This is a genomic window from Escherichia sp. WS1265 (assembly GCF_046487585.1).
Lineage (GTDB): Bacteria > Pseudomonadota > Gammaproteobacteria > Enterobacterales > Enterobacteriaceae > Escherichia > Escherichia coli.
Genome location: NZ_JBJQJE010000006.1, coordinates 128,049 through 142,839, shown reverse-complemented (window position 1 = coordinate 142,839; position 14,791 = coordinate 128,049). Strand labels below are relative to the sequence as shown.

Below are 14,791 nucleotides of genomic sequence, written 5' to 3'. Positions count from 1 at the left end.
AAGCCAAACGACACCGCCATAAATAATAGGCAGCACAGAGGGCGACGTCGAGAGCTGTCCTGCGCGTTGCCCCGCATTTTTACTTTTTTATGGCTATTTTTTTGCCCTCTGTTTGATCAAAACATTCATTACGCTGATGTGGGGGACACAAAAGCGAAAATGCAGAAGAAAGCCATTTGCTAAAATTGAAAGATAACTACTGGGCGCGCAGCAATTTCGTGCGCCCCTCATTTGCGCAATGTAAGGGTGTCATATGATTACTATTGACGGTAATGGCGCGGTTGCTTCGGTGGCGTTTCGCACCAGTGAAGTTATCGCCATCTACCCTATTACCCCCAGTTCCACGATGGCAGAACAGGCTGATGCATGGGCCGGAAACGGCTTGAAAAATGTCTGGGGAGACACACCACGCGTGGTTGAAATGCAGTCGGAAGCGGGGGCTATCGCTACCGTGCATGGCGCTTTGCAGACGGGTGCCCTTTCAACATCGTTTACGTCATCGCAGGGTTTGCTGCTGATGATCCCGACGCTGTACAAACTGGCAGGCGAACTGACGCCATTTGTCCTGCATGTAGCGGCACGTACCGTTGCCACACATGCACTCTCTATTTTTGGCGATCATTCCGACGTTATGGCGGTGCGCCAGACGGGTTGCGCGATGTTGTGTGCGGCAAACGTCCAGGAAGCGCAAGACTTTGCTCTTATTTCGCACATCGCGACGCTGAAGAGCCGCGTGCCATTTATTCATTTCTTTGATGGTTTCCGCACGTCCCACGAAATCAATAAAATTGTCCCGCTGGCCGATGACACGATTCTTGAACTGATACCGCAGGCAGAAATTGATGCCCACCGCGCCCGCGCGCTGAATCCGGAGCATCCGGTGATTCGCGGTACCTCGGCTAACCCGGACACCTACTTCCAGTCACGTGAAGCCACCAACCCGTGGTACAACGCAGTTTACGACCATGTTGAACAGGCGATGAATGATTTCGCTGCCGCGACAGGTCGTCAGTATCAGCCGTTTGAGTATTACGGGCATCCGCAAGCGGAACGGGTGATTATCCTGATGGGCTCTGCCATTGGCACCTGTGAAGAAGTGGTTGATGAATTGCTAACCCGTGGCGAAAAAGTCGGCGTGCTGAAAGTTCGCCTGTACCGTCCCTTCTCCGCCAAACACTTGCTACAAGCTCTGCCGGGATCCGTACGCAGCGTGGCGGTACTGGACAGAACCAAAGAACCCGGTGCCCAGGCAGAACCGCTCTATCTGGATGTGATGACCGCACTGGCAGAAGCCTTTAATAATGGCGAGCGCGAAACCCTGCCCCGTGTCATTGGTGGGCGCTATGGTCTTTCATCCAAAGAATTTGGCCCGGACTGTGTACTGGCGGTATTTGCCGAGCTCAACGCGGCTAAACCGAAAGCGCGCTTTACGGTTGGTATTTACGATGATGTGACCAATCTGTCACTGCCGTTGCCGGAAAACACCCTGCCAAACTCGGCGAAACTTGAAGCCTTGTTTTATGGCCTTGGTAGTGATGGCAGCGTTTCCGCGACCAAAAACAATATCAAGATTATCGGTAATTCCACGCCGTGGTACGCACAGGGCTATTTTGTTTACGACTCCAAAAAGGCGGGCGGCCTGACGGTTTCTCACCTTCGCGTGAGCGAGCAGCCGATTCGTTCCGCTTATCTCATTTCCCAGGCTGATTTTGTTGGCTGCCACCAGTTGCAGTTTATCGATAAATATCAGATGGCTGAACGTTTAAAACCTGGCGGCATTTTCCTGCTCAACACGCCGTACAGCGCAGATGAAGTATGGTCGCGCTTGCCGCAGGAAGTTCAGGCCGTGTTAAACCAGAAAAAAGCGCGCTTCTATGTGATTAACGCGGCGAAAATCGCCCGCGAATGTGGCCTGGCGGCCCGTATTAATACCGTCATGCAGATGGCTTTTTTCCATCTGACGCAAATTCTGCCTGGCGATAGCGCCCTCGCAGAATTGCAGGGTGCGATTGCCAAAAGTTACAGTAGCAAAGGCCAGGATCTGGTGGAACGCAACTGGCAGGCTCTGGCGCTGGCGCGTGAATCCGTTGAAGAAGTTCCGCTGCAGCCGGTTAATCCGCACAGCGCCAATCGACCGCCAGTGGTTTCCGATGCCGCTCCTGATTTCGTGAAAACCGTAACCGCGGCGATGCTCGCCGGGCTTGGTGATGCCCTCCCCGTTTCGGCGCTGCCGCCAGACGGCACCTGGCCGATGGGCACCACGCGCTGGGAAAAACGCAATATCGCCGAAGAGATCCCCATCTGGAAAGAGGAACTCTGTACCCAATGTAACCACTGCGTCGCTGCTTGCCCACACTCAGCTATTCGCGCAAAAGTGGTACCGCCTGAAGCGATGGAAAACGCCCCTGCCAGCCTGCATTCGCTGGATGTGAAATCGCGTGATATGCGCGGGCAGAAATATGTCTTGCAGGTGGCACCGGAAGATTGCACCGGCTGTAACCTGTGCGTCGAAGTTTGCCCGGCGAAAGACCGTCAGAATCCAGAGATTAAAGCTATCAATATGATGTCGCGCCTGGAACATGTCGAAGAAGAGAAAATCAATTACGATTTCTTCCTCAACCTCCCAGAAATCGACCGTAGCAAACTGGAACGTATTGATATTCGTACATCGCAGCTGATTACACCGCTGTTTGAATATTCAGGTGCTTGCTCCGGTTGTGGCGAGACGCCGTATATTAAATTGCTGACTCAGCTCTATGGCGACCGGATGTTGATCGCTAACGCCACCGGCTGTTCTTCAATTTATGGCGGTAACCTGCCCTCTACACCGTATACTACCGATGCCAACGGTCGTGGACCGGCATGGGCGAACTCGCTGTTTGAAGATAACGCCGAATTTGGCCTTGGTTTCCGCCTGACGGTCGATCAACACCGTGTCCGGGTGCTGCGTCTGCTGGATCAATTTGCCGATAAAATCCCGGCGGAATTACTAACTGCGTTGAAATCAGACGCCAAGCCAGAGGTTCGTCGTGAACAGGTTGCAGCTTTACGCCAGCAACTCAAAGATGTTGCCGAAGCACATGAACTGCTACGTGACGCAGATGCACTGGTAGAAAAATCAATCTGGCTGATTGGTGGCGACGGCTGGGCTTACGATATCGGCTTTGGCGGTCTGGATCATGTATTGAGTTTGACCGAAAACGTCAACATTCTGGTGCTGGATACGCAATGCTATTCCAATACCGGTGGTCAGGCGTCGAAAGCGACACCGCTGGGTGCAGTAACTAAGTTCGGCGAGCACGGCAAACGTAAAGCGCGTAAAGATCTTGGCGTCAGTATGATGATGTACGGTCATGTTTATGTGGCGCAGATTTCTCTCGGCGCGCAGCTCAACCAGACCGTGAAAGCGATTCAGGAAGCGGAAGCGTATCCGGGGCCATCGCTGATCATCGCTTATAGCCCCTGTGAAGAGCATGGTTACGATCTGGCACTCAGTCACGACCAGATGCGCCAACTCACTGCTACCGGCTTCTGGCCGCTATATCGCTTTGATCCGCGTCGTGCCGATGAAGGCAAACTGCCGCTGGCGCTGGATTCACGCCCGCCGTCAGAAGCACTGGAAGAAACGTTACTTCACGAGCAGCGTTTCCGTCGTCTGAATTCGCAGCAGCCAGAAGTGGCAGAACAGTTATGGAAAGATGCTGCAGCTGATTTGCAAAAACGCTATGACTTCCTGGCACAAATGGCCGGAAAAGCGGAAAAAAGCAACACCGATTAAATGCACTGGATAAGGATTATCCAATTCTAAAAAAAAGCCCGGACGACTGTTCGGGCTTGTCTCATTATTTGTTGGATAAATAGTAACAAGGGTCCAACAGAAAATAATCTTTGTGACAATAAAGGCATATAACCCGCGAAGAATAACGCATCACTATTTAAATGTATAATTTTTATTTTGTATATGTCGCCAATAATATATTCACCAAACTTATCATCATTTCCGTAGAATTATTTGATTAAGGTTTTACTTAAGGCGTAACAAATGATATTTATCGGCTAACGGAACTTCTCCTTTAGGATGTTTTCACTCCCCAAAATGGGGATGAAAAGGCAAATAAAATAACTAAAGGATTTATTCAATGAAAAGCAAAGTACTGGCATTTTTAATTCCTACCCTGCTCGCCGCAGGTGCTGCACATGCAGCCGAAGTTTATAATAAAGACGGCAACAAATTAGATCTGTATGGCAAAGTTGATGGACTACATTATTTTTCTGATAATTCAGCGAAAGATGGCGACCAGAGCTATGCGCGTCTGGGTTTTAAAGGCGAAACCCAAATTAACGATCAACTTACTGGCTACGGTCAATGGGAATACAATATTCAGGCAAACAACACTGAATCCTCAAAAAACCAGTCATGGACCCGTCTGGCATTTGCCGGACTGAAATTTGCAGATTACGGTTCTTTCGATTACGGACGTAATTATGGCGTAATGTACGACATCGAAGGCTGGACCGATATGCTGCCTGAATTTGGCGGTGACTCTTATACCAATGCAGACAACTTTATGACTGGTCGTGCCAATGGCGTCGCGACTTATCGTAATACTGATTTCTTCGGTCTGGTAAATGGTCTGAACTTCGCGGTGCAGTATCAAGGTAACAACGAAGGTGCCAGTAATGGTCAGGAAGGCACCAACAACGGACGTGATGTTCGCCATGAAAACGGTGACGGCTGGGGTCTTTCCACAACATATGATTTAGGCATGGGCTTTAGCGCTGGTGCGGCATACACCTCTTCTGACCGCACCAATGACCAGGTTAACCATACTGCGGCGGGTGGTGATAAAGCAGACGCGTGGACTGCTGGGCTAAAATACGATGCTAACAATATTTACCTGGCAACCATGTATTCAGAAACGCGTAATATGACCCCGTTTGGCGACAGCGATTATGCTGTTGCTAACAAAACCCAGAACTTTGAAGTTACTGCACAGTACCAGTTTGATTTTGGTCTGCGTCCGGCAGTCTCTTTCCTGATGTCTAAAGGCCGTGACCTGCACGCTGCCGGTGGTGCAGACAACCCGGCAGGTGTTGATGATAAAGATCTGGTTAAATACGCCGATGTTGGCGCGACTTACTATTTCAACAAAAATATGTCCACCTACGTTGACTATAAAATCAACCTGTTGGATGAAGATGACAGCTTCTACGCTGCCAACGGCATCTCTACCGATGATATTGTCGCTTTAGGTCTGGTTTATCAGTTCTAAATCCTCCTGCCCGCTGTTATGGCGGGCTTTTTCTGCTTATTCTTCCTCCTTTGATCTAAATTAAAAATGTGAACTTCGTCATTACACAAAAAGTGTCATCTGGCGTTACACTTTATGCGGATACTAAAACAGGAGGTTTTATGAACAGAACGATTCTTGTCCCTATCGATATTTCCGATTCAGAATTAACTCAACGCGTGATTAGCCACGTTGAGGCAGAGGCAAAGATTGATGATGCAGAGGTTCATTTCCTGACGGTAATACCTTCACTGCCCTACTATGCCTCTCTGGGTTTAGCGTATTCCGCAGAATTACCGGCAATGGATGACCTGAAAGCGGAAGCCAAATCGCAACTGGAAGAGATCATTAAAAAATTTAAACTGCCAACCGACAGAGTGCATGTCCATGTTGAGGAAGGCTCGCCCAAAGACCGCATTCTGGAATTGGCGAAGAAGATCCCCGCTCATATGATCATCATTGCTTCCCATCGACCGGATATCACCACTTATCTGCTCGGTTCCAACGCCGCAGCTGTCGTGCGTCACGCAGAGTGCTCCGTGCTGGTTGTGCGCTGACACTAACGCCCGCACATTGCTGCGGGCTTTTTGATTCATTTCGCAAATGTGCTGACATTTTCCCCTCTAATCCGTACCATACACGCCACAGTTTTTATATCAGATTTCTTATGCTGGGCGTTCCGGCATGACGCATACTCTTCTGATGCCATATAACGAATTGAGTCGCTTTTAAATGTCGCAAAATCAAGAAATTAGTAAGAAAGAACAATACAACCTGAACAAATTACAAAAACGTCTGCGTCGTAACGTGGGCGAAGCCATTGCTGACTTCAATATGATTGAAGAAGGCGATCGCATCATGGTTTGCCTCTCCGGGGGTAAAGACAGCTATACCATGCTGGAGATTCTGCGCAATTTGCAGCAAAGCGCGCCAATCAATTTTTCGCTGGTGGCTGTCAACCTCGATCAAAAACAACCGGGCTTCCCGGAACACGTTCTGCCCGAGTATCTTGAAAAGCTGGGCGTTGAGTACAAGATTGTGGAAGAGAACACTTACGGTATCGTGAAAGAGAAGATTCCGGAGGGCAAAACCACTTGCTCACTGTGTTCTCGTCTTCGTCGCGGTATCCTTTATCGTACCGCAACGGAACTGGGAGCGACGAAGATCGCGCTGGGTCACCATCGTGACGATACCCTGCAAACGTTGTTCTTAAATATGTTCTACGGCGGCAAGATGAAAGGTATGCCTCCGAAACTGATGAGCGATGATGGCAAACATATCGTGATTCGTCCGCTGGCCTACTGCCGCGAGAAAGATATTCAGCGTTTTGCCGATGCAAAAGCGTTCCCGATTATTCCGTGCAACCTGTGCGGTTCACAGCCTAACCTGCAACGTCAGGTGATTGCTGACATGTTGCGTGACTGGGATAAACGTTATCCGGGGCGTATCGAGACGATGTTCAGCGCGATGCAGAATGTGGTGCCGTCGCATCTGTGCGATACCAACCTGTTCGATTTCAAAGGCATTACCCACGGTTCTGAAGTGGTTAACGGGGGTGATCTGGCGTTTGATCGCGAAGAGCTCCCTCTACAACCGGCGGGTTGGCAGCCTGAAGAAGATGAAAATCAGTTGGATGAGTTACGACTGAATGTGGTTGAAGTGAAATAACCAGGATAGCGCCCGATGCGCAAGCTTATCGGGCTACTCTTATGGAGGTCGGATAAGACGCGGCCAGCGTCGCATCCGGCAATCCCGAAGAAGATGTTTACTCTTGCACCCTGCAATTCAACATTTCATTATTTTAATAACCGCACCCGGCACGTTTTTCCTTTAATCTTCCCGCCCTGTAACTGTTTCCATGCTTTATGAGCAACAGCCTGACGCACCGCGACATAGACATGCGCCGGATGCACGGCGATTTTGCCAATATCTGCGCCATCAAGCCCGATATCTCCTGTCAGCGCACCTAATACATCACCCGGGCGCATTTTGGCTTTTTTCCCGCCATCGATACATAACGTTGCCATTTCGGCTTCCAGCGGCACAATGGAACTATTAACTGGTGGCGTTTGCCAGTTAAGTTTTATCTGCAACATGTCAGAAATGATATTGGCCCGCTGTGCTTCTTCCGGGGCACAGAAACTGATCGCCAGACCGCTATTTCCTGCACGCGCTGTACGACCGATGCGATGTACATGAACTTCAGGATCCCACGCCAGCTCAAAGTTCACCACCAGCTCAAGCGATTTAATATCCAGACCTCGCGCAGCAACATCAGTCGCAACCAGTACACGGGCGCTACCGTTAGCAAAACGTACCAGGGTCTGATCGCGATCGCGTTGCTCCAGATCGCCGTGTAACGACAATGCACTTTGCCCTACTTCATTCAGCGCGTCGCAGACAGCCTGGCAATCTTTTTTGGTATTGCAAAACACCACACAAGAGGATGGCTGATGCAAGCTTAATAACCGTTGCAACAGAGGAATTTTGCCTTTACTGGATGTCTCATAAAATTGTTGTTCAATGGGTGGCAAAGCATCTGTTGAGTCAATTTCAATCGCTAAAGGATCGCGTTGCACTCGTCCGCTGATTGCGGCGATGGCTTCCGGCCAGGTTGCCGAAAACAGAAGCGTCTGTCGAGATGCAGGCGCAAAACGGATGACATCATCAATGGCATCGCTAAATCCCATATCCAGCATGCGGTCGGCCTCATCCATCACCAAAGTATTCAGCGCATCCAGTGATACCGTGCCTTTTTGCAAGTGATCCAGCAAACGACCCGGCGTTGCCACGATAATATGCGGCGCATGTTGCAACGAATCACGCTGCAAACCGAACGGTTGACCACCGCACAACGTCAAAATTTTAGTATTTGGTAGAAAACGCGCCAGCCGACGCAATTCACCTGCCACCTGATCCGCCAGTTCACGCGTAGGACACAGCACTAAAGCCTGGGTTTGAAATAGCGACGCATCAATTTGCTGTAACAAGCCGAGGCCAAAAGCCGCCGTTTTGCCGCTGCCGGTTTTCGCCTGCACGCGAACATCTTTTCCGGCAAGGATCGCCGGAAGCGCGGCGGCCTGCACCGGCGTCATGGTTAAATAACCCAACTCATCAAGGTTCGTGAGTTGGGCGGGAGGCAAAACATTCAGGGTAGAAAAAGCGGTCACAATCTATTCTCGTGGTCATCGACGCAAAGTCAGCAGGCGCGTATCCTCGCAGATCTACGCTCACGATGCGACAATTTAATCGGTTCTTCATCGGGTGGTGGGTCAGGCATGGGTTGCGGGCGAGGGATCGGATCGGGCACTGGAACAGGATCGCCAGGAATCGGTTCAGGGACAGGAATTTGCAAATAAATAAGTGTCGTCATATTTCCCTCCGGTCATTGGGTGGACTCTTAAAGGGTAGACGCTGATAAATAACAGGCAAAAAAAAGCCGACTCATCAAAGTCGGCGTCGTACGAATCAATTGTGCTATGCAGTAATTCAAAAAAGGAAGTAAGACAATATGGAGCGCAACGCCCATCGCTTGACGTTGCATTCACCTGCAAGAGAGATATTGCCCTGAATGGGTAGAGAGTTTATTGACTTCGCTCAAACTTTGCGGCGTTTTTGTATACAGACAGCTGGGAAAATTTCTTTTGTTACAACCATTTACTACGATGCAACCATAAAGCAACACCACCAATAAGAACAACTAACAGAATACAAAAAATTGAAAATCCGAATTGCCACCCGCCGCCAGGGATCCCACCAAGGTTGACGCCAAATAACCCGGTCAGAAAGGTACTGGGTAAAAAGATCATTGCCATCAACGACATTGTATAGGTACGACGCGCTAAATTTTCCTGCATCACCTGAGCGATTTCATCCGCCATCACGCCAGTCCGTGCTATACAGGCGTCGATTTCGTCAAGCCCGCGCCCAAGGCGATCGGCAATATCCTGCATACGACGGCGTTGGTCATCGCTCATCCACGGCAAACGTTCACTGGCAAGACGAGCATAAACATCACGTTGCGGTGCCATATAGCGACGCATCACAATTAATTGTTTGCGCAGCAGAGCCAGGAATCCACGCGGTGGAATTTGCTGATCAAGGAGATTATCTTCAAGGTCGATAATTTTATCGTGCAGCTGCTCGATAAATTCGCTGGAATGATCGGTCAACGCATCACATACATCCACCAGCCATCCCCCGCAATCGGTCGGACCCGTGCCCTCTTCCAGATCGCTTACCACATCGTCCAGCGCCAGCACTTTGCGTTGTCGGGTCGAAACAATTAACCGCCCGTCCATATATACACGCATGGCGACCAGTTGATCGGGGCGTTCATCGGTGCTGCCGTTTATACAGCGCAATGTAATCAGCGTACCTTCACCGAGACGGCTGACTCGGGGCCGTGTGCTCTCGCCCGCCAGCGCATCACGTACGTTATTGGGAAGCAGCGGTGTTGTCGCCAGCCATTGGGCGCTATCATGGTGTACATAATTAAGGTGGAGCCAGCAGGGATGCGCTTCATCAATCACATCTGTATTTTCCAGCGGTTTAACGCCGCCTCTACCATCCAGCATCCAGGCAAATACTGCATCCGGGACATTAACGTCCGATCCCTTAATCGCTTCCACAGTGCCTCCATCATCAACGCATTATTTTGTAGTCTAGCCTTCTGGCCCTGTTACGCAACATCTCATCACCCCATTACCCTGAAATGATTAATAAAATTCTGTCTAAATTGAATACAAAAAGCAAAATGCTTTTCCGTATACAAACCGTGTGAAGTGTTAAATAGCGTCTATCATTATCAGAATTATCTGATCATATGACGTGGCTTTTTTGCGATCGGATAGCAACAAAAATTGATAAAAATAACGGGATCTCAATGATTACGCACAACTTCAATACCCTGGACTTACTCACCAGTCCTGTCTGGATCGTTTCGCCCTTTGAGGAACAGTTAATTTATGCCAACAGCGCGGCGCGACTGTTGATGCAAGACCTCACGTTTAGTCAGCTACGAACCGGTCCCTATTCCGTCTCCTCACAAAAAGAACTGCCGAAATACCTCTCCGATCTGCAAGACCAACACGATATTATCGAAATCCTCACCGTTCAGCGCAATGAAGAGGAAACAGCATTGAGCTGTCGGCTTGTTTTGCGAAAGCTGACAGAAGCAGAACCGGTGATTATTTTCGAAGGTATCGAAGCACCGGCAACGCTGGGTTTAAAAGCCAGTCGCTCGGCAAATTATCAGCGCAAAAAACAAGGTTTTTATGCGCGCTTTTTTCTGACTAACTCTGCACCAATGTTGTTGATTGACCCCTCACGAGATGGCCAAATCGTCGATGCTAACCTCGCCGCGCTCAATTTCTATGGCTATAACCATGAAACGATGTGCCAGAAACATACCTGGGAAATTAATATGCTCGGGCGTCGCGTCATGCCTATCATGCATGAAATTTCGCATTTACCCGGTGGCCATAAGCCTTTGAATTTTGTTCATAAACTGGCGGATGGTTCGACTCGTCATGTGCAGACCTATGCTGGGCCGATTGAAATTTATGGCGACAAGCTCATGTTATGTATTGTGCATGATATTACTGAGCAAAAACGGCTGGAGGAGCAGCTGGAACATGCTGCCCACCATGACGCGATGACCGGATTACTGAATCGGCGACAGTTTTATCACATTACGGAACCAGGCCAAATGCAGCATCTCGCCATCGCTCAGGATTACAGCTTGTTGCTCATCGACACCGATCGTTTTAAACACATTAACGATCTCTATGGGCATTCTAAAGGTGATGAGGTGTTATGCGCCCTCGCCCGCACCCTCGAAAGTTGCGCTCGCAAAGGCGATTTGGTGTTTCGTTGGGGAGGCGAAGAGTTTGTCTTATTGCTACCAAGAACCCCACTGGATACCGCGCTTTCGCTGGCTGAAACTATCCGCGTAAGCGTGGCAAAAGTGAGTATTTCGGGCTTACCACGCTTTACCGTCAGCATTGGTGTGGCGCATCACGAAGGAAATGAAAGCATCGATGAACTGTTTAAACGCGTTGATGATGCTTTGTATCGGGCGAAAAATGATGGACGCAACCGCGTGCTGGCGGCATAAGCCGCGGATGCGTCTCGAGATCAACGACTGCGCTTAGCGTGGCGCTCCCAGTTTTCTTGCTTTGCCTGTGCCGTTTTACGTAGTGCGACGTAACACGCCCCGCTGCCGCCATGATGCGGTAGCGCGGTACAATATGCCTGGACATCATCAAATTCGGTCAACCAGCGCGCCACATAGCTGCGGACAATATTGGCATGCGATTTATCTTCCCGCCCTTTACCATGAATAATCAGCACATTACGCAAACCATCCGCCAGGGCTTGTTGAATGAAACTGAACACCATTTTGCGGCACTCTTCCACCGGCTGGCGCAAAAGATTCAGGCTCGCCTGTTGCGGATATTTACCACTGCGCAGCTTATCCAGCACCCCATGTTGCAACCCTTCCCGCCGAAACTCCAGCGGCTGACTTAGCGGGATGATGTCGAGAAATCCGGTGGTGAGGAAATTATCAAGTTGCAGCGTGTCGATACGCTGCGGCGCACGTTGGTTACGCGTTGGATGCCAGTGGACATCTGTAGCACGTTTCAGCGGCTGGACATCTTCCATGGCGTCAAGAAACAGCGATTTGTCGTCAAGGTTCATGTAACCTCCTATGCACCTTCACACGTCGTGATTCAGACGGGTTAATTGTTCATACTTACTGCATCGTTCCCTTCACAGATTGAAACAATACTCTACTTCATACCTGTGAGTATCTGCGCAGGCGGGGCATTTTATACTAGCCTGTTAGCAGTATCGAACAGTTTAGCCCGAGTTTAATTCAGCACAGGCTCCGATCAGGATGATTTATTCATAGCAGGAACCAACAAAAATGCGATAAATAACAGACCACTGATTAGCAGAAAGGTATCCGAAAATGCCATAGTTTGCGCCTCCCTCAGCATCAATTGACTCAATAATTTGGTTGAAGCCAGTATTTCCGATGTCTGGTCACTTCCACTGCGATTAAAAAACAAAGCACTTCTGGAAATGAAGTCATTCACCGTATGGGGAACAGAAACCATTTTTTCACCCATTCTCGAAAAATGAAAATTAGTTCGATTATTGAGAATAGAGCCACACAGGGCAATACCAATCGCGCCCCCAAGATTACGTGTTAAATTAAATACACCAGAGGCTAACTTCAGCCGTTCTTTTGGAATTCCCCCCAGCGTTAATGTTACGATGGGGGCCATCGCAAACTGCTGCGAAATCCCTCTAATTGCCTGTGGAAACAGTAACTCCTGCCATCCCCATTCGTGGGTTATAGGGGTAAAAAGATACATTGAAAACACAAATCCACCCAGCCCCGCCATCAACAGCCATCGCAGATTTATTTTTTTACTTAACCAGAAGTAAAAGGGAACAGAAAATAACTGGAAAATACCTGTTGTGCAAACGGCAAAACCTATCTCTTCGGCATTTAATCCGCGAACCTGCCCCAAAAACACAGGTATTAAATATACAGTAGAGAATATCCCAACCCCTCCAGAAAAAGAAAAAAAACATCCCAGCGTGAAATTTTTATCCTTAAAAGCATGAAGATCCATTATCGGATTGGATATTGTAAGTGTACGCGCAGCAAATAAAATAAAACTCACCAATGCCAGAACTGATGTCAGCAAAATAGTATTATCATCCAGCCATCCCCAGCGCGCTCCTTCTTCAAGGGTATATTCCAGACATCCCAGTGTCATGGCCAACAGGATAATACTCGGATAATCAGCAACTTTCAGTAAAGAGAGATCAGGTTTATCAAAATTAACCAGAAAAGGAATACTCAAAACTAAATATATGCCAGGTAATATATTGATATAAAATAGCCATCGCCAGTCGAGGTTATCAGTGATCCAGCCCCCCAGAGTTGGCCCTAGCGTCGGTGACAGTGAGGCCAGCGCACTGACTACCGCAGCAGCCAACCCCAACTCTTTACCCTGGTAATAAATAAACGCCGTCGTGAAAACTAAAGGGATCATGGATGCGCCAGCCGCTCCCTGTAAAGCACGAAACAAAATCATGATCTGAATATTCCATGCAAGTCCACACGCGATACTCATTAAAGTAAATATTCCCGCGGATAGAGTAAAAAGCCAACGAGTGGAAAATACCCGTGACAGCCACCCAGAGAGCGGAATAACAATAATCTCAGCAATTAAATAGCTGGTCTGAAGCCAGGCCATTTCGTCTTTACCTGCGGACAGACCACCACCTATTTCATTTAGGGATGACGATACAATTTGAATATCAAGCTGAGCAATAAATAATCCCATACACATACTGGCGAAAGCAATATGTTTACGCATAGACATCATCTCTCATCAACACTGACGGTGACGGACAGTCCCGGGCGAAGAAGTTGCTTTAATTCCTTTGCGTCGTCAAATGCAATCCGTACCGGGACACGCTGAACAATTTTGGTGAAATTGCCAGTGGCATTTTCTATCGGAATCAAGCTGAAACTGGCTCCTGTCGCTGGGGAAAGGCTTTCAATGTGACCGTGAAACACTTCCCCTTTGAGAATATCAGCACGGATCTCAGCCTTCATTCCTGGCTTCATTCCCGCTATTTGGTTTTCTTTATAATTTGCATCAACCCACAACTCACTGACTGGTACTAGTGAAACTAACGATGTGCCGCCTTCCACCCAACTGCCTGTATGGGCGCTGCGGTTTGCGACAATGCCATCAATCGGCGCACGAACAAGGGTATATTCCAGATCCAGTAGTGCCTGAGTCAAAGCGGCCTGAACTTCTTCGATACTTGCACGTACGTTTTCTTCCTGAGCAGATAAAACTGCCAGCCGTTGCTTCTCCACCATGAAATCGTTCGCGGCTTTGCGCTCCTTTGCTGCGACCTGCTGGTAGTCAAACCTGGCGTTATCAATAATTTGTTGCGATATTGCCGCTGATTGTGCGAGTTTTTCATAACGTTCAGTATCTCGCAGGCGCTTTTGCTCCTCATGTTTTACTGCCTGCCATGTTTCACTGGCACTTTGAATTATCGACTGCTGCATCGCAATAGTGGCTTGAATGCTTTCGAGATTGGCTTTGCTACTTTTTATTTTTGCCTCAAGCCTGGCGACATTTGCACGATAATCCCGATCATCGAGACGCAGGATAATATCGCCTTTTTTTACGCTCTGATTATCGCGCACCTCTATAGCAGAAATATAACCAGAAACTTTACTTGCCACCGTGGTGATATTACCACCAATGTAAGCATCATCCGTCGTCTGTATAAATCTTCCTTTGCTTACCCACCAGATAAAAAAGACAACGCCAGCCAAAATAATACCGATCGCTACCACCCCAATAAGCTGTTTTTTAGAAATTATCATCACTCTTTACACCGTATATATCCGGAAACTTGCATTCGTCATATTTAAAATTTAACATGGCTTA

At 48.7% G+C, this 14,791-nt stretch carries 11 protein-coding genes and 1 pseudogene; 5 read left to right on the top strand and 7 right to left on the bottom strand.

Going from position 1 to position 14,791, the window contains the following annotated elements; genetic code table 11:
* The first annotated feature begins 253 nt into the window (after positions 1 to 253).
* The 4 genes from nifJ (at position 254) to ttcA (ending at position 6,959) form a co-directional block, all read left to right on the top strand.
* Positions 254 to 3,778 carry a pyruvate:ferredoxin (flavodoxin) oxidoreductase gene (gene nifJ / locus ACJHX3_RS08370; RefSeq protein WP_000628208.1) on the top strand — a complete coding sequence of 1,175 codons (3,525 nt, stop codon included), beginning with the start codon at positions 254 to 256 and terminating at the stop codon, positions 3,776 to 3,778.
* Between the two features lie 361 nt (positions 3,779 to 4,139).
* On the top strand, positions 4,140 to 5,273 hold the full coding sequence (ompN, locus tag ACJHX3_RS08365; protein WP_000837902.1) for a porin OmpN: 1,134 nt from the start codon (positions 4,140 to 4,142) through the stop codon (positions 5,271 to 5,273).
* A 140-nt stretch (positions 5,274 to 5,413) separates the two neighbouring features.
* Complete coding sequence (gene uspF, locus ACJHX3_RS08360; RefSeq protein ID WP_001295593.1) at positions 5,414 to 5,848, top strand: universal stress protein UspF; 435 nt, start codon at positions 5,414 to 5,416, stop codon at positions 5,846 to 5,848.
* A 175-nt stretch (positions 5,849 to 6,023) separates the two neighbouring features.
* Positions 6,024 to 6,959, top strand: a complete 936-nt coding sequence (gene ttcA / locus ACJHX3_RS08355; protein WP_094308119.1) for a tRNA 2-thiocytidine(32) synthetase TtcA — start codon at positions 6,024 to 6,026, stop codon at positions 6,957 to 6,959.
* A 128-nt stretch (positions 6,960 to 7,087) separates the two neighbouring features.
* Here ttcA and dbpA read toward each other — a convergent pair whose 3' ends face one another.
* The 4 genes from dbpA to ydaN form a co-directional block, all read right to left on the bottom strand.
* Complete coding sequence (dbpA, locus tag ACJHX3_RS08350) at positions 7,088 to 8,461, bottom strand: ATP-dependent RNA helicase DbpA (protein WP_000123707.1); 1,374 nt, start codon at positions 8,459 to 8,461, stop codon at positions 7,088 to 7,090.
* A gap of 29 nt (positions 8,462 to 8,490) precedes the next feature.
* Positions 8,491 to 8,664 (bottom strand): protein YnaL, encoded by a 174-nt coding sequence (gene ynaL, locus ACJHX3_RS08345; RefSeq protein ID WP_001296046.1) that lies wholly within the window; start codon positions 8,662 to 8,664, stop codon positions 8,491 to 8,493.
* Positions 8,665 to 8,938: 274 nt separating this feature from the next.
* A complete protein-coding gene (zntB, locus tag ACJHX3_RS08340) occupies positions 8,939 to 9,922 on the bottom strand; it encodes a zinc transporter ZntB (protein ID WP_094308117.1) in 984 nt (327 codons plus the stop codon).
* A gap of 13 nt (positions 9,923 to 9,935) precedes the next feature.
* Positions 9,936 to 9,983 (bottom strand): protein YnaN, encoded by a 48-nt coding sequence (ydaN, locus tag ACJHX3_RS08335; RefSeq protein ID WP_211180494.1) that lies wholly within the window; start codon positions 9,981 to 9,983, stop codon positions 9,936 to 9,938.
* Between the two features lie 193 nt (positions 9,984 to 10,176).
* On the opposite strand from ydaN, the gene dgcM reads away from it, so the two are divergent.
* Positions 10,177 to 11,409 carry a diguanylate cyclase DgcM gene (dgcM, locus tag ACJHX3_RS08330; protein ID WP_001469235.1) on the top strand — a complete coding sequence of 411 codons (1,233 nt, stop codon included), beginning with the start codon at positions 10,177 to 10,179 and terminating at the stop codon, positions 11,407 to 11,409.
* 20 nt (positions 11,410 to 11,429) lie between these two features.
* On the opposite strand, the gene smrA is transcribed toward dgcM, so the two are convergent.
* The 3 genes and pseudogenes from smrA to ACJHX3_RS08315 all read right to left on the bottom strand — a co-directional run bounded on the left by smrA (position 11,430) and on the right by ACJHX3_RS08315 (position 14,727).
* A complete protein-coding gene (gene smrA, locus ACJHX3_RS08325; protein ID WP_001046832.1) occupies positions 11,430 to 11,993 on the bottom strand; it encodes a DNA endonuclease SmrA in 564 nt (187 codons plus the stop codon).
* 253 nt (positions 11,994 to 12,246) lie between these two features.
* Positions 12,247 to 13,702: pseudogene (locus ACJHX3_RS08320) on the bottom strand (DHA2 family efflux MFS transporter permease subunit).
* The gene (locus ACJHX3_RS08315; protein ID WP_000587190.1) at positions 13,699 to 14,727 is read right to left on the bottom strand and encodes an HlyD family secretion protein; all 1,029 of its coding nucleotides are present in this window, start codon (positions 14,725 to 14,727) and stop codon (positions 13,699 to 13,701) included. Before ACJHX3_RS08315 ends, ACJHX3_RS08320 begins: the two are co-directional and overlap by 4 nt.
* Positions 14,728 to 14,791 lie beyond the last annotated feature (64 nt).